Here is a 15,243-nt window from a genome sequence, read left to right as displayed (position 1 = left end):
TCATTGGAGACCCTATAGGGTCTCCTTTTTTTATATATTTTTATATATTATGAGGTTATTATGGATAAAACTATTTATATAAATGATTTAAATGATACTAAACAACTAGCTGAAACGATTGGTAAATATATAAAACCAGGTTTTGTTATTCTTTTAAGTGGTGATTTAGGGGCAGGTAAAACAAAATTTACTCAATTTTTAGGTAAATCTTTAGGTGTTAAGCGTGCAATTACTTCTCCAACTTTTAATATCATTAAGTCATATAAATTAAATGATAATTATTTACATCATATGGATTGTTATCGATTAGAACAGAGTGATGAGGATTTAGGGTTTGATGAGTACTTCAATGATTTCGATATTACGATTATTGAGTGGTATAATTTTATAAAAGAATATTTGCCGAATGAATTTTTAAAAATTAATATTGAACGTATTGATGAAAATCAAAGGAAGTTTACAATTGGATCAGAAGGTAAACAATACGAGGAGTTAGTAGGTGTGTTATAAGTGAAGTCTTTATATATAGATACTTCAAATCGAGCGTTGTCTGTAGCCGTTTCAGATGACGTATTATTAGCTGAAATTAATATCAATGTTAAACGCACACATTCAGAAACGTTAATGCCAGTTATTAACGAGGTACTTAAACTAGCGAATGTAGATAAGTCTGAGTTAGAACGAATTATTGTAGCAAATGGTCCGGGATCATATACAGGGTTAAGAATAGGAGTAACAGTTGCAAAAACGTTAGCTTTTTCCTTAAATATACCGATTTATACAGTATCCAGCTTACTCGTGCTAGCAGCAAGCTATCGTGGTGTAGTTGCACCAATGATGGATGCTAGACGTGGAAACTGTTTTAGTGCGATATATGACGTTGATCAAAATGGATACGATGTATTAGAAGAGCCAAAGCTTAGAACAGGGAAAGAGTATTCAGATCTCGTGTTAAAATACGGTGCTGTTATTGTGCATAATACATTAGAAACACAGTCATTTGAAGTTGACGGTGTCCATACTACACCAAGAATTTCATCTCTTATCGGAATGGATGATGATCTTTTAACTAAAGTTGATGCACATGACGTTGTACCAGACTATTTAAGATTAACTGAGGCGGAGAGAAATTGGAAAAACAATCAATCGTAATCCGTCCGATGAACTCTGATGATGTTCCAGCAGTTCAGAAAATAGAAGTTGTATCTTTTCCTGATTCACCATGGACAGAAGAAACATATGTCCATGAACTGTGTAACAATCATTTTGCACATTATTTTGTCGCAGAAAAGAATGACGTCATTGTCGGTTATATTGGACTATGGATTGTAGTAGACGATGCACAGATTACAACAATTGCGATCAGTCCAGAGTCGCGAGGAAATGGCTATGCGAATACATTGATGGATTTTATTATAGATTATTGTAAACCAACTGTCCGTCAAATATCATTAGAAGTAAATGTTAATAATTATCATGCGATTAAATTATATGAATCTAAAGGATTTGTATATGGTGGTATACGAAAAGATTATTACGGTGCAGGTAAAGATGCACATGTCATGTGGGTGAGATTAGATGGAAAAAAATATTAATATATTGGCGATAGAAACAAGCTGTGATGAGACTGCAGCAAGTGTCATACAAAATGGCAATACAGTCCTTTCCAATATCGTCGTGAGTCAAATAGAGAGTCACAAGCGTTTTGGAGGTGTCGTTCCAGAAGTCGCATCAAGGCATCACGTTGAGTCTATTACCCGAGTGATAGAAGAGGCACTTCACGAGGCGAACGTCACACCAAAAGAACTCGACGCGGTTGCAGTAACATATGGACCAGGTTTAATCGGAGCGTTACTCGTCGGTGTAAACGCAGCGAAAGCATTTGCGTTCGCACATGATTTACCACTTATTCCTGTCCACCATATCGCAGGACATATATATGCAAATCAATTAGAGCATGACGTAAAATTCCCACTCATTGCGTTAATCGTGTCAGGTGGGCATACTGAGCTCGTTAAAATGGAAGACCATTTACAGTTTGAAGTGATCGGTGAAACTCTAGACGATGCGGTAGGAGAGGCATATGACAAAGTCGCTCGTGTAATCGGATTACCGTATCCAGGTGGTCCAGAAATAGATAAGTTATCTAAAGAAGGCATCGATACGTACAATTTCCCACGTGCATTGCAAGATGAGGGATATAACTTTAGCTTTAGTGGTTTAAAATCAAACGTAATCAATACCCTTCATAATGAAAGACAGAAAAACATCGAAATTAAACCAGCAAATGTTGCGAAAAGCTTCCAGGAAAGCGTCGTAGATGTCTTAACGACAAAAACAATGCGCGCTTTAGACGAAGAAAATATAAAGACATTAATCGTTGCTGGTGGAGTCGCAGCGAATAGTGGACTTAGAGAACGATTCGAAACGTTAACAAAAGAAAACGGAGTAGAATTATATATACCGAGTTTAAAATACTGTACCGACAATGCTGCAATGATTGGGGCCGTTGCGTACGAACAGTATAAACGTGGAGATTTCGCAGATTTAAATTTAAATGGATATAACTATATAGATATAGAAGACGTAATATACTAACACATCAGCCTAAATCTGATGTGTTTTTTAATAAAAATTACGACATAATAAAAAAGTTATGCACAGTTGTGGATAACTTTGTGCATAACTTATGGATTATGTGTGTATTGTTGTGGAGAATTATTCAAGTTCTGATTTTTTAATCTCTATTTCTTCCCATTCTAATAGATTATATTCGAGTTCAGTATTCAGTGACTCGAGCTTCTCATTCAGTTCATTTGTTTTCTCAAAATCGTTGAATACTTCTGGCTGTGTCATTTCTAATTCGACTTTTTCAATTTCTGTCTCGATTATTTCTATTCTTTGTTGAAGTTTGTCGCTTTCTCTCGATAGTTTTTGTATTTGGCTACGAAGTTCTTTTTGTCTTAGGTAATCGTCGTTAGTATCTTTCTCCACTGTTTCCTCTACAAATGCACGTTGTGCTTCTTCCTCTTCTTTTTTATGGAGATAGTATTCATAGTCACCATTTATGATTTTCGTTTTTTGCGTATCCATTTCCATAATGCGATTTGCTAGCTTTTTGATGAAGTACCTGTCGTGCGATACGGCGATAATTGTACCTGGGTAATCCATCAATGCTGATTCAAGCATCTCTTTACTTTGAATGTCTAAGTGGTTTGTAGGCTCGTCGAGTAGTAGCAAATTATTTTTTTGTAGCATGAGTTTAGCGAGTTGTATGCGTGCTTTTTCTCCTCCACTTAACTGATAGACATGCTTAAGTACGTCATCTTGAGTGAATAAAAATTGTCCGAGTATTTTACGAATATCTTGTTCTTGAAAATGAGGATACTCTTTCCATAACTCTTCAAGTATCGTGTTTTCAGAATAGAACTCTGCTTGTTTTTGATCATAGTAACCAATCGATACGTTTGTACCGTACTGGATGTCACCACTGATAGGAGGAAGTAATTTTGCGATTGTTTTAATGAGAGTAGATTTACCGATACCATTTGGTCCTAAAACGAGTAAACGATCCTCTTTTTCAACGAAGAAGTTTAAGTCGTTATTGATAACCTCGTCATATCCAATCGCAAGTTCTTTCACACGTAGTACGTCATTTCCGCTTTCCTTTTCAATGGTGAAATGAAACTGTGCTTGCCTTGTATCGCGCGTTGGAGAATCGATTCGGTCCATTTGTTCGAGCATTTTACGTCTACTTTTTGCCATACCACTCGTCGATGCACGTGCGATGTTTTTCTCGACGAACATTTCAAGTCGCTTGATTTCATCTTGTTGTCTCCTATATAGTCCAAGCTCACGATTATAATCTTCTTCTTTTTGTTTTTGATAATTCGTGTAATTACCGTGATATAATTTTCCTTGTTGGAATTCTATTTCATAAATTTTATCGACGATACGGTCTAAGAAAAATCGGTCGTGGGATATAACGACGACAGATCCAGTATAGCGATTTAAATAGTTTTCTAGCCATTCGACAGTTTCTAGGTCAAGGTGGTTCGTAGGCTCATCGAGTAATAAAATGTCCGGGCGGTAAAGAAGCATTTTACCGAGTTGTAATCTCGTTTTTTGACCACCAGAAAATTCATTTATCGGTCGGTCTAAGTCTTCTAAGCTAAAGTTTAGTCCAGTAATGACCGTTTTAATTTCAACGTCGATTGTGTAGCCATTATGAGCTTCAAAAAAGTTTTGAAGATACTCTAATCGTTTCACTTGGTCGTTATAGTCTACGTGTGTATACTCATGATTTGTTAGCCACTCTGTGACGATATCGATTTCATCTTTTACTTTTAATACGTTACTAAATGCTAGATTCATTTCTTCACGTACAGTTTTGTCGGATTCGAGTGACATTTCTTGTGTTAAATAGCCAATAGAAATATCTTTTGGTGTCGAGATATTACCGCCATCATACGATAATTCATCTGCCATAATCTTCATGAGAGTTGTTTTCCCCGCACCATTTCCACCGACAATACCAATTGTTTCTCTCGATTTAACTTCTAAATTTATATTTTTTAAAATTTCTGTTGAACCGTAATTTTTTTCAACGTTTTGCAAGCTCATGATAATCATAAAAATCCCTCTTTCTCAGTAAGTGTAGTGTACCATGTTATGTATGAGAAATACGATAAAAACCTTAAAGTCATTGACTTATATGGTATAATTAAATGACAAAATATTTGAGGTGAGTCTTTTGTTAAAGAAGCAGAAAATACCGAACGCAACATTAGATCGATTGCCTTTATACTTCAAGTATTTCAAACAAAGTGAAGACAACGGAATTGATAGAGTGTCTTCTAGAGAGATTAGCGAAGCACTTGATATAGACTCAGCAACGATTCGACGTGATTTTTCTTATTTTGGAGAGCTTGGCAGAAAAGGGTATGGATATAATGTCCATGCACTCGTTAAGTTTTTTTCAGAACAAGTCCAAGGCACAGGGATGAAGAACGTTATACTAATTGGTGTTGGTAATCTCGGAAGTGCGCTACTAAACTATAATTTTACAAAAATTCATGATAAAATAAAAATAGCGGTAGCCTTTGATATAGATCAACATATTATTGGACAAACAATAAATGGGGTTGAAGTAAAAGATATTTGCGAGTTAGAATCCGTTGTTCAAGATATTCAAGCAGAAGTGGCGATTCTAACAGTTCCTGGTCAAGTCGGAGTTGATCTATCTTCCAAACTTGAGGCCCTTGGGATTAAAGGGATATTAAACTTCACACCAGAAAAACTTGCAGTTTCAAACGAAGTTACTGTACATAATATAGATTTAAGCGTTGAAATGCAGGCGTTATTATTCTATATGAAGCATAACAATTAGGAGGGGAAAAGATGAGCGTATTATTATTTCCTATGACAATCGGCGCTGTAGCACCGGTAAGTTTAATTATCATCGCTGCAGTTGCACTTTTAATCTTCGGACCTACGAAGTTACCACAACTTGGTCGTTCAGTCGGAACTACAGTTAAAGAATTTAAAGAAGGCTTTAACGGTTTAGGAGAAGACGAAAAACCTGAAGAGAAAAAAGAAGAAGTCGTTAAAATTCAAACGAAACAAGAAGACGAAACAATTCAAAGATAGTTGATTAAAGGTGGCGAACGCCACCTTTTTTTCCGTGAGGTGGCTTTATGCAGGAAAAGAAAGAAATAATCGAGCACGTTCAAGAGTTACGTAAGCGCGTTTTATTTGTCACGTATTTCTTTGTCGCAGCGTTACTGATTGGATTTTATTTTGCAAAACCACTTGTTCATTATTTACAAAATGCACCGTGGTTAGAAATGACTGAAATGCATGCGTTTAACGTGACAGATCCGTTAAGAATTTACTTAACGATGATCGTTATTATCGCGTTTATACTAGTGCTCCCAGTAATTTTATATCAGTTTTGGGCGTTTGTTAGTCCAGGTCTATATGAAAAAGAGCGACAAGTAACACTTATATACATACCGATTGCATTCATTCTTATGATTATAGGAATGGTGTTTTCTTATTTTATCGTCGTACCGTATATCGTGAAATTTACGTTTAGTTTATCAGTTGAAATGGGGATTGTGACGACGATTGGTATTAATGATTACTTTGGCTTTTTAGTACGCACGGTACTTCCTTTTGGTATAATATTTCAAATGCCAATTCTCGTCTTATTTATGACACAGCTTGGCATTATTACGCCAATGTTTTTAAAGAAGAATAGAAAATATGCGTACTTCATCTTATTTGTCTTGGCAGCAATCATTGCGCCACCAGACGTTATGACGCATTTTTTACTAACGTTACCAATGATTTTATTATACGAAATTAGTATCACTGTATCTAAAGTAGGGTATAGACGTTATTTAAAAGCAGAAGAACAGGCGTTAAAAGAAACGTTAAAGGGGGACGAGTAGGATGAAACGAATCGAAGACTACAACTCAGAACAAATCGAAACAGCTATTGAGTCATCGATGATGAGTAAATGGCGTTTAAATTATCACGTTCAACCTGTGATGGGAATACTCGGTGCACCTTGTGGATTCTTCTACATTAATGGTCTGTACCATATCTTTTATGAATGGGAACCTGCAACTAACGAAGAAAGTGCAACGTATTTATATCACGTGACGAGTGAAGACTTAATTCATTTTAATAACGAAGGAATTAAATTACGTCCAGATGACTTATATGATAAAGACAATCTATACGGCGGGAATTTAACTTTAATCAACAATGAACTGACGCTATTTTTTACTGGTGAACAGCAAAAATCAGACGGAGTTCATACATATCAACGTGCAGGTGTTATCGATACAGATTTTAAAATCAAAAAATATCCCGCACCGATTTTAAGGGAAGTTGAACCTGGTTACAAACAATATTTTAGGAATCCATACGTATTTACACACGACGGTGAAATCAATATGATGATCGGAACAATGAACGACGAAGAGTTTGGGCGAATCATCATGTACCGTGGTAAATCACTCGAAGATTTAAAGTTTTTAGGTGAAGTCAATACAGGTTACGATATGTTTGGATATTTCTGGGAATCACCGGAGCTATTTACGTTAGATGATGCCGAAGTGTTAATGTTTAACCCGAGAGGGCTCGATAAGTTTAAACATCATTTTTGGAATATTTATCAGTCAGGATACGTCATTAATGACTTTGAATACGGCTCGTTATTTGTTAATCACGATGATTATAGAGAATTTGATGGTGGATTTGATTTTTATCGACCAGTGACGACATTGGATTCTGAAGGACGACGTGTTTTAATCGCTTGGATGTCAGCTGAAGAGAGTAAGTATCCTACGGAGATTGAAGGCTATAAAAACGCACTGACAATTCCTCGAGTGTTAACGGTGAATGGAGACAGACTCATTCAAACTCCGCATCCACATTTAAAAGAGTTAAGAAGAAACGAATTAAAAGCAATTGGATACTTTAACGAACATCGTAAACCACTCACAGATTTTTATGGGGACAGTTATGAGTTAAATATCGATATCAAAGAAAATAATGCACGTGAGTTATTCTTTTTACTGAGAAAGAGTAATCGTGAAGAAACGATTGTATCTTATAACAGTGAGGAACAAAAGATAACGCTTGATCGTACATTTAGCGGCGCACTAATTTCAGGAGTAGACGGGACAACTAGAAGTATAGAGTTAACAAGACCACTCGAACGACTACAAATATTTATGGACCGCTCATCCATTGAGATTTTTATAAATGACGGAGAGCATACGATGACGGCGAGAATTTTCCCGCGTGAAGAATCTATCGGTGTGGAAGTGATGGCAGAAGATGGTGATTGTTACGTCGAAATGACGCATTACACATTAAAAGGATTCAAAGAAGACCCTGTCATTAGTCAGCGCAAGAAGATTTAAACAACTGGAGGTAGCACTCATGTTTTCAGTATTAGAACTTATCCGTAGAAGGTATGAACATTTCACACCAGTTGAGTTAAAAATTGCAGATTTTATATTAGAACACCCAGAAGACGTGACTCATATGACAGTTCAAGAAATATCTAAAGAGAGTCAAACGAGTGACGCTGCGGTGATTCGATTTAGTAAAAGACTTGGCTTATCAGGTATTAAATCATTAAAAGTCGAACTCGCGAAAGAACTTCATTCTATTAATGAAAATCCTTTATCGAGTAATGTGCAAATAGTATCAGATAATGAGTCGACAATTTTCCAAAAAGTATTTCAAAATACGTTAAGGGTGTTACATAGTAATGACACACTAGTTGATAGAAAGAATCTAAGTGACGTTACAAAGGTAATTGCTAAAAAAGAACGTGTGTTACTATTTGGTGCAGGAGAATGTCTTCCAGTAAGTTTAGACTTTCAGAGTAAATTAATCGAATTAGATATACCGGTGTTTGTCGTAAACGATTTAACGACGTTACGAGGTCGTTTATCAAAATTTACGTCAAAAGATTGTATGATTACGATTAGTACGAATGACAATCCGGAAATTATGAAAGCGTTGAGGCTTGCGAATGAACGATCAGTAGAAACAGTATCGATTACAGATGGTAATTCATATCGAGTCGAGCGCTTATCAGATTATACGGTATTTTTCTCTGAAGAAGTGACGAATACGAACTTAATGATGACGAGTCGAATTGGGTTATATATGATACTCGATATTATATTAATATATCTCGCTAAATATAAAAAACATAACATTCTTTCATAAGTATTTATAGATTGTTTCATAAGCATTAAAGTTATGTGACAAATAGTGTTGTCGATAGAAAAACTACCTATATTTATCTATACTAAAGATAACGAATACGAGGGGGCAGGCTTATGAAACTAAAAGAATTATTGTTATTTTCGGTACTGATTATGTTATTAATTGCACCTGTTTCTTCTGCAGATGAAGAAACGAATGCTTCAGATACTGAAAACTCAGCAACTCAAGAAGAAACAAAACAAAATCAAACGAATTATGCGGATAACCCATCAGAAGCCCCTGATGAATCTACTGACTCTGATAATTCAAACGAAACTGAGAAACCACAAGAGCCAGAAACACCAGAAACAAATGAACCAGGTGAAACTGATAATGAAGACACTAAAAATCCGCCGAATAATAATGATATCATCGACACAATTGATGAACAGGTTAAAGAAGCGGATGATAACGTACTCGACGCGATTGGTGTAGAAGAAAAACCTGGAAATAACAACCCAATTGTTTCAGATGATACACTCGTAACGGATAACTCAAATACTGACACAGCTGTTACGTCAGATAAAGAGTCTAATAAAAAGTCGACATCTAAATCATCAAAGGATTCTGAAAAGAAGAAAACACCACATGGTGCAAAAGAGTTACCAGATACAGGTGTTAACGAGAGTATAGAATTACTATACGTAATAGAAATTATTTTATTAAGTGCAGGACTCATGCTATTAGTAAGAAAAACTAATAAAATAAAAATCAAAAAATAAATGCCACATCTTTGATGTGGCATTTTTCTATAGACTTTTATCGTCGATATCATTTAAATAATCTTTTACGAAATCTACGACTTCTTCTAACGTTCCGTCCTCAAACGGAGATTTTAAGTTGGCAACTTTTACTAATTCACCAAATGGTAGTGAACCACCGAGTTTACATAGCGTTAAATAGTCGCCAAATGCGGCTACAAAGTCATCCATTACACGTTTAAAGAACTGTAGTGCACACACTTGGGCGAGCGTGTAGTCAATATAATAAAATGGAGACGCAAATAAGTGACCTTGACCGTGCCAAAAAGCACCATCTACATATGCAGGGATGTCTTCATAGTCTCTATCTGGTAAGTATACCGCTTCAATTTTCTTCCATTCTGCGCGGCGTTCTTCAGGTGTTAATTCAGGATTATCATATACGACGTGTTGGAATTCATCGATCGCTACACCGTACGGTAAAAATTCTAACGCACCTGAAAGATGAGAGAATTTAAATTTATCTGTATCTTCTTTAAAGAATAATTCCATCCATGGATACGTAAAGAACTCCATACTCATCGAGTGAATCTCACATGCTTCATATGTTGGCATAATGTATTCTGGAACTGAGAAGTGACGTGAAGAGTACATTTGGAATGCGTGTCCTGCTTCGTGAGTAAGCACTTCGATATCACCTTGAGTCCCGTTAAAGTTTGAGAAGATAAACGGCGCTTCATAATCTTCTATGAATGTACAATATCCTCCGCCTTCTTTTCCTTTTTTAGCCTCGACATCGAATAATTCTCGTTCTGTCATAAATGTATAGAACTCATCCGTTTCTTTAGATAATTCTCTATACATTTTTGCACCATTTTCCATAATTGCTTTAGTGCCACCTTTAGGTGTTGGGTTTCCAGATTTAAACTCATAAGCAAGGTCGTAATATTTTAAGTCTGATACACCGATACGTTCTTTTTGTCGCTTTCTTAATTCAGTAACGTAAGGAACGACGTAGTCACGTACTTGTTTACGATAATTTTCTACCATCTCTCGGTTATAATCGATACGGTTCATATGAACATATCCGAGTTCTGTGTAGTTGTTAAATCCGAGCTCAACTGCCATTTCATGACGTTTTTTGACGAGTTGATCATAAATATCATCGATTTCATCGAGATGTTCTTTCATGAAATTTTGTTTCGCATACATCGCAGACTTTCTCACTTCACGGTCATCGTTAATCATATACGGAGAAAATTCTGTGAGTGCAAGTTTTTTACCATCATATTCAATTTCAGCAGATGACAGTAAAATCGAATATTTCGATGTTAATACGTTAATTTCAGTCATTAAATCTTTAACTTTAGGGTCAAACCCTTTAATCTCATTATCGACTAATGCAAATAACTGTTTGCCGTATTTTCCTTCTAATTCGTCACGAAACGGACTATTTGCAAGCGCTTTATAATAATCGTTTGTTACAGAAGACAGAACCGGCAAGTTGTTATCGTAAAAATCACGCTCACCAAGATAAAACTCATCTTTCGTGTCGATAGATGCACGAACAGTTGCGATCGTAATCATCGAATGGATGTGTTTAATTTTCTCATTGTACTGATCGATAACGACTTCTGCATCTTCTACTGTTTCTGCTTTCTCAAATGCGCTTAAGAGTCCATCGACCTGTTCTCTAAATAAATCAAAATCTGGTCGTTTGTACTCAAAATCTTTAAATTTTGTTACCATAAGTTTCTCACTCCTTGATGTGGGGTACTATTATATTACTATATTATATTGGAAATGTTCATGACTTTAAAAGTAGTCGTATATAATATTTCTTTAGTATAATGAATTTATATTTAAAAAAGGAGTTTTCCAATGAAAAAATTATTAGCACCAATCGGTATTGTACTCGGGATTATCATTGTATTGGCAATCCTTATAATGCCAAAATATAACAAGTTTGTTCAGTTAGATGAACAAGTCAATGAAAAAGAATCACAAATCGAAACGCAGCTTCAGCGTCGTGGAGATTTAATTCCGAACTTAGTTGAAACAGTTAAGGGCTATGCCTCACACGAAAAAGAAGTGTTTCAAGATGTTGCGGATGCACGTGCACGTTTAGCAGGTGCAAACGGAGTAAATGAGTTAAGCGAAGCAAACGATCAAATGACTAGTGCTTTATCTCGTTTATTAGCTGTTGCTGAAAATTATCCTGACTTAAAAGCTAGCGAACAATTTACAGGATTACGAGATGAACTTGCAGGTGCTGAAAACAGAATCGCAGTTGCACGTCAAGATTATAACAAATCAGTAGAAGAATATAATAAACAAACACGTGTGTTCCCAGGGAACATTATCGCTATGATTTTTAATTTTGAGAAGAAAGACTACTTTAAAGCAAGTGAAGGTGCAAAAGAAGTGCCAGGTGTAGATTTTAACACGAACCAAGAGGATAACTCTGGTGATGAGTAATGAAGCGGATCATTCCACTTCTTCTCATCATTATATTAACAACACCAGTCGCAACGGCAGCACGCGTTGAAATGCCGAAACTCGATACGTCGCATTATTTTGTTCAAGATAATGCGCACGTATTAGATGAGTCGACAATTTATGAGTTAAATGAACTAGGGTCCCATTTAGAAAAAGGTACCGGAGTAGAAATGTTGCTGATGACGATGGACTCAACAGGGCAAGAGCATCGTCAAGACTTTGCACTACGTGCTCTTCGAGAATACGGTGTCGGTAAAAAAGATAGAGATAACGGTATCGTTATACTATTTAATAACGACAACGACAATGAATTTAATAACCGAGGAATTGACGTTCAAGTAGGTTATGAAATTGAAGGGTATTTAAACGATGCTAAAATCGGTAAAATTATCGACGACTACGCACTCGAAGATGCTAAAAAAGGTGACTATAATACAGCGCTTAAAAACTTATACACAAAACTCTATGAAGAAAGTCTAGAAGCATATGGCTACGACGAGACTACAGGTGAGTTTACGAATGAGCAGCCTGAAAAGATATCGAATGATGATACGTTTTACGCTTTCTTATTCCGTACATTTGTCATTGTTTTTATCATTGTGTTATTACTATACATTATAAGTAACAATGGTGGTGGCGGACCACCAAGAGGAAGACGCCAGCCGTCGTACCGACGTAGTGGCACTCCAATATTCTTCCCACAAAGTGGAAATGGAGGAGGATTCTCCGGTGGTAGCGGTGGATTTGGTGGCTTCGGAGGCGGAAGTGGCGGCGGTGGAGGTGCCGGTCGCGGATTTTAAAAGAACCTTGACATTGTCAAGGTTCTTTACTTTTATTGTCATGTATAGATGTTAGAATTACATTAGGAGTGATTGTTATGTTAACGAATAAAGAAAAAGAACTCATTAAAGCAACAGTTCCATTATTAAAAGCGCATGGTAGTGAAATTACAAGCACATTTTATAAACGTATGTTCCAAGATCATGATGAATTATTAAATATGTTTAACCAGACAAATCAAAAGTTTGGTGATCAACCAAAGGCACTTGCTAATACAGTGCTTGCAGCTGCTGAACACATCGATGATTTAGAAGCAATTGTACCTGCAGTCATAGGGATTGGCCATAAGCACCGTGCATTAAATGTAAAAAAAGAACATTATCCTATTGTTGGTAAATATTTACTCATAGGTATTAAAGAAGTACTTGGTGACGCGGCAACTGATGATATTATTAATGCATGGGCTAAGTATTATAATCAAATTGCTCAAATATTTATTGAAGTAGAAGAAAAAATGTATGATGAGGCTGCATGGGACGGGTTTAAACCATTCACTGTAAAAAATAAAGAGTATCTAACGGAAGATATCGTTAGGTTTACAGTAGATAACAATGAGAAATTACCAGAGATTCTTCCAGGACAGTACATTACAGTCAAAGTAAAGCCAATCGATTATCCGTATGAAGCGTTAAGACACTATTCGATTTGTTCTACTCATACAGAAAATGGTTTACAATTTGCTGTTAAACGGGAAGGTCAAAATGATGAAGCGGGCGTCGTTTCTCATTACTTATTTGATGAGTTAAATAGTGGAGATGTCATTGAACTTTCAGCACCAGCCGGAGACTTCATATTAAATAAATCTGATGATAACTTATTATTCATTGCCGGAGGAGTTGGTTTAACACCGATTATGTCTATGGTCGAAAGTGCGGTAGAAAATAATAAAAACATTGATCTAATCATTTCGACTCATGATGAATCTACATTGCCATTTAAAGAGGAACTAGAATCATTAGAAGATAAAGTGAATGTTACGATTAGATATACTAAAGACGAAGGTTATTTAAATGAGAGTGACATTAAAGGTTACGATGATTATTCAATTTATATATCAGGGTCTTTAGGATTTAACCAGGCAATGATTAATGCTTGTGAATCCAATAAATATGATATGAGCAAAATTCATTACGAAGCGTTTGGACCAAGAATGAGCTTAGCATTATAGATTATTATAAAAGAAAAGTGTAGAGTTTATATGAAAAAAGTACTAGTTTATGATGGTGAATGTCAGTTATGTAATCGATTTGTGAATTTCGCAGTTAAGATGAATAAAAATAATGACCTATTTGTGACAGACTTTAACAGTCGGTGGATAAAAGATTTAAAGTTTGAAGTGAATTCAAATCACGTGTCATATATTTCAAAACATAAAGTATATGAAAAATCAGACGCAGTTCTTCATTTTTTAGTAGACGCAAATAATTACTTTAAACCGTTACTCGTGACAAAGCTAATTCCAAGAAAATTAAGAAATTCTTTATATGACTATGTTGCAAAAAACCGGCATAAATACAATAAAAATTGCACAGTAAAATCTGTAAAATTTTATCAAATGTACTTAAAATGAAAACGACTCAAGCTTTTCTTGAGTCGTTTTTTTAGAAGACCGACATGATTACTTTGCCGATTAATATAATGTTAGACTGTAATTGTTCGAGATTTTCTATCGCATCTTTAAAGAATACTTGTGCAGCGACAACCGTTCCGTTCATTAACATATGAACGAGAATTGGAACGAGTAGACGATTCGTCATCACATATACAAAACTAAATACATAACTCATTCCTAAGTAAACAAGAATATGTGTAAAGTCAAAGTGTGCGACCGCAAATATTAATCCGGAAATTAGTCCTGCGATTAAAAACGAAACGACACGGTTCATTGGTAGTCGTTCATAAATTTCTGCGAAAATCGCACGTCTAAATACGTATTCTTCGATAATTGGGCCAATGATCGCAACGAAGATTGCCATATACGGCATCGCAGTAATCATTTCCATAATAAGCTGTGTATTTGCACTCTCTTCAGGGTTTCCGAGTAATTTAATATTAATTGTTGCAGTAACAAATTGGGCGACGAATGCTAACACTAATCCTCCGAATACCCAAACAATTGTCATGAGTGGTGTGGACTTTTCACCGAGTTCAAACATGTTTTTATTTTTATGGATATTACCGAGAATGAGTACGACGATTAATCCGAAAACGTAAATCCCAAATTGATATGGCATATACATTTGTATAATTTCCATCACATCTGCATCTGGATTTGTAATTGCAAAATAGATTTGGAGCGGTACTCCAATAAATTGGATAACTCCAAATGTGACAATAATCAGTATGCTATATAAACTTCTCATAAAGACCTCCTATGTAACAGTTCCTTATTTAATACTAACA

General features: G+C 35.7%; 17 protein-coding genes. 14 read left to right on the top strand and 3 right to left on the bottom strand.

Going from position 1 to position 15,243, the window contains the following annotated elements:
* Positions 1 to 60 precede the first annotated feature (60 nt).
* The 4 genes from tsaE to tsaD are packed head-to-tail and all read left to right on the top strand — an operon-like array spanning position 61 to position 2,598.
* Entirely contained in the window at positions 61 to 510 is a 450-nt protein-coding gene (tsaE, locus tag HMPREF2767_RS01040; protein ID WP_070622219.1) for a tRNA (adenosine(37)-N6)-threonylcarbamoyltransferase complex ATPase subunit type 1 TsaE, read from the top strand.
* Positions 511 to 1,152 (top strand): tRNA (adenosine(37)-N6)-threonylcarbamoyltransferase complex dimerization subunit type 1 TsaB, encoded by a 642-nt coding sequence (gene tsaB, locus HMPREF2767_RS01035; protein WP_070622217.1) that lies wholly within the window; start codon positions 511 to 513, stop codon positions 1,150 to 1,152. It abuts the gene before it with no gap.
* Positions 1,131 to 1,595: a ribosomal protein S18-alanine N-acetyltransferase gene (gene rimI / locus HMPREF2767_RS01030; RefSeq protein ID WP_246828744.1), complete on the top strand. Its 465-nt coding sequence runs from the start codon at positions 1,131 to 1,133 to the stop codon at positions 1,593 to 1,595. Before tsaB ends, rimI begins: the two co-directional genes overlap by 22 nt.
* Positions 1,579 to 2,598, top strand: a complete 1,020-nt coding sequence (gene tsaD / locus HMPREF2767_RS01025; RefSeq protein ID WP_068130370.1) for a tRNA (adenosine(37)-N6)-threonylcarbamoyltransferase complex transferase subunit TsaD — start codon at positions 1,579 to 1,581, stop codon at positions 2,596 to 2,598. The genes rimI and tsaD overlap by 17 nt, the downstream gene beginning before the upstream one ends.
* A 120-nt stretch (positions 2,599 to 2,718) precedes the next feature.
* Here the strand turns inward: tsaD and HMPREF2767_RS01020 are convergent, their stop codons facing one another.
* Positions 2,719 to 4,632, bottom strand: coding sequence for an ABC-F family ATP-binding cassette domain-containing protein (locus HMPREF2767_RS01020; protein ID WP_070622215.1), 1,914 nt, complete (start codon positions 4,630 to 4,632; stop codon positions 2,719 to 2,721).
* 121 nt (positions 4,633 to 4,753) lie between these two features.
* Here HMPREF2767_RS01020 and HMPREF2767_RS01015 point away from each other — a divergent pair, with 121 nt between their 5' ends.
* The 6 genes from HMPREF2767_RS01015 to HMPREF2767_RS00990 all read left to right on the top strand — a co-directional run bounded on the left by HMPREF2767_RS01015 (position 4,754) and on the right by HMPREF2767_RS00990 (position 9,522).
* Positions 4,754 to 5,389, top strand: coding sequence for a redox-sensing transcriptional repressor Rex (locus HMPREF2767_RS01015; RefSeq protein ID WP_070622214.1), 636 nt, complete (start codon positions 4,754 to 4,756; stop codon positions 5,387 to 5,389).
* Between the two features lie 11 nt (positions 5,390 to 5,400).
* On the top strand, positions 5,401 to 5,649 hold the full coding sequence (tatA, locus tag HMPREF2767_RS01010; protein ID WP_068130359.1) for a twin-arginine translocase TatA/TatE family subunit: 249 nt from the start codon (positions 5,401 to 5,403) through the stop codon (positions 5,647 to 5,649).
* Positions 5,650 to 5,696: 47 nt separating this feature from the next.
* Positions 5,697 to 6,455: a twin-arginine translocase subunit TatC gene (tatC, locus tag HMPREF2767_RS01005; RefSeq protein WP_068130356.1), complete on the top strand. Its 759-nt coding sequence runs from the start codon at positions 5,697 to 5,699 to the stop codon at positions 6,453 to 6,455.
* 1 nt (position 6,456) lies between these two features.
* On the top strand, positions 6,457 to 7,941 hold the full coding sequence (locus HMPREF2767_RS01000; protein ID WP_070622212.1) for a sucrose-6-phosphate hydrolase: 1,485 nt from the start codon (positions 6,457 to 6,459) through the stop codon (positions 7,939 to 7,941).
* A gap of 19 nt (positions 7,942 to 7,960) precedes the next feature.
* Positions 7,961 to 8,761 carry a MurR/RpiR family transcriptional regulator gene (locus tag HMPREF2767_RS00995; RefSeq protein ID WP_068130350.1) on the top strand — a complete coding sequence of 267 codons (801 nt, stop codon included), beginning with the start codon at positions 7,961 to 7,963 and terminating at the stop codon, positions 8,759 to 8,761.
* A gap of 113 nt (positions 8,762 to 8,874) precedes the next feature.
* On the top strand, positions 8,875 to 9,522 hold the full coding sequence (locus tag HMPREF2767_RS00990; RefSeq protein WP_068130348.1) for an LPXTG cell wall anchor domain-containing protein: 648 nt from the start codon (positions 8,875 to 8,877) through the stop codon (positions 9,520 to 9,522).
* A gap of 27 nt (positions 9,523 to 9,549) precedes the next feature.
* Here HMPREF2767_RS00990 and HMPREF2767_RS00985 read toward each other — a convergent pair whose 3' ends face one another.
* Positions 9,550 to 11,250 carry a M3 family oligoendopeptidase gene (locus HMPREF2767_RS00985; protein ID WP_070622210.1) on the bottom strand — a complete coding sequence of 567 codons (1,701 nt, stop codon included), beginning with the start codon at positions 11,248 to 11,250 and terminating at the stop codon, positions 9,550 to 9,552.
* A gap of 132 nt (positions 11,251 to 11,382) precedes the next feature.
* Here HMPREF2767_RS00985 and HMPREF2767_RS00980 point away from each other — a divergent pair, with 132 nt between their 5' ends.
* The 4 genes from HMPREF2767_RS00980 to HMPREF2767_RS00965 all read left to right on the top strand — a co-directional run bounded on the left by HMPREF2767_RS00980 (position 11,383) and on the right by HMPREF2767_RS00965 (position 14,410).
* On the top strand, positions 11,383 to 11,979 hold the full coding sequence (locus HMPREF2767_RS00980) for a LemA family protein (protein WP_068130341.1): 597 nt from the start codon (positions 11,383 to 11,385) through the stop codon (positions 11,977 to 11,979).
* Positions 11,979 to 12,800: a TPM domain-containing protein gene (locus HMPREF2767_RS08825; RefSeq protein WP_070622208.1), complete on the top strand. Its 822-nt coding sequence runs from the start codon at positions 11,979 to 11,981 to the stop codon at positions 12,798 to 12,800. Before HMPREF2767_RS00980 ends, HMPREF2767_RS08825 begins: the two co-directional genes overlap by 1 nt.
* Before the next feature lie 77 nt (positions 12,801 to 12,877).
* Positions 12,878 to 14,008 carry a globin domain-containing protein gene (locus HMPREF2767_RS00970; RefSeq protein ID WP_070622206.1) on the top strand — a complete coding sequence of 377 codons (1,131 nt, stop codon included), beginning with the start codon at positions 12,878 to 12,880 and terminating at the stop codon, positions 14,006 to 14,008.
* 30 nt (positions 14,009 to 14,038) lie between these two features.
* Positions 14,039 to 14,410: a thiol-disulfide oxidoreductase DCC family protein gene (locus HMPREF2767_RS00965; RefSeq protein WP_070622204.1), complete on the top strand. Its 372-nt coding sequence runs from the start codon at positions 14,039 to 14,041 to the stop codon at positions 14,408 to 14,410.
* 31 nt (positions 14,411 to 14,441) lie between these two features.
* Here the strand turns inward: HMPREF2767_RS00965 and HMPREF2767_RS00960 are convergent, their stop codons facing one another.
* The gene (locus HMPREF2767_RS00960; RefSeq protein WP_070622202.1) at positions 14,442 to 15,203 is read right to left on the bottom strand and encodes a CPBP family intramembrane glutamic endopeptidase; all 762 of its coding nucleotides are present in this window, start codon (positions 15,201 to 15,203) and stop codon (positions 14,442 to 14,444) included.
* Between the last annotated feature and the right edge of the window lie 40 nt (positions 15,204 to 15,243).

Source organism: Nosocomiicoccus sp. HMSC067E10, assembly GCF_001810835.1.
Taxonomy (GTDB): domain Bacteria; phylum Bacillota; class Bacilli; order Staphylococcales; family Salinicoccaceae; genus Nosocomiicoccus; species Nosocomiicoccus ampullae_A.
The sequence above is the reverse complement of the archived record's forward strand: the minus strand, read 5'-3'. Positions and strand labels throughout refer to the sequence as shown.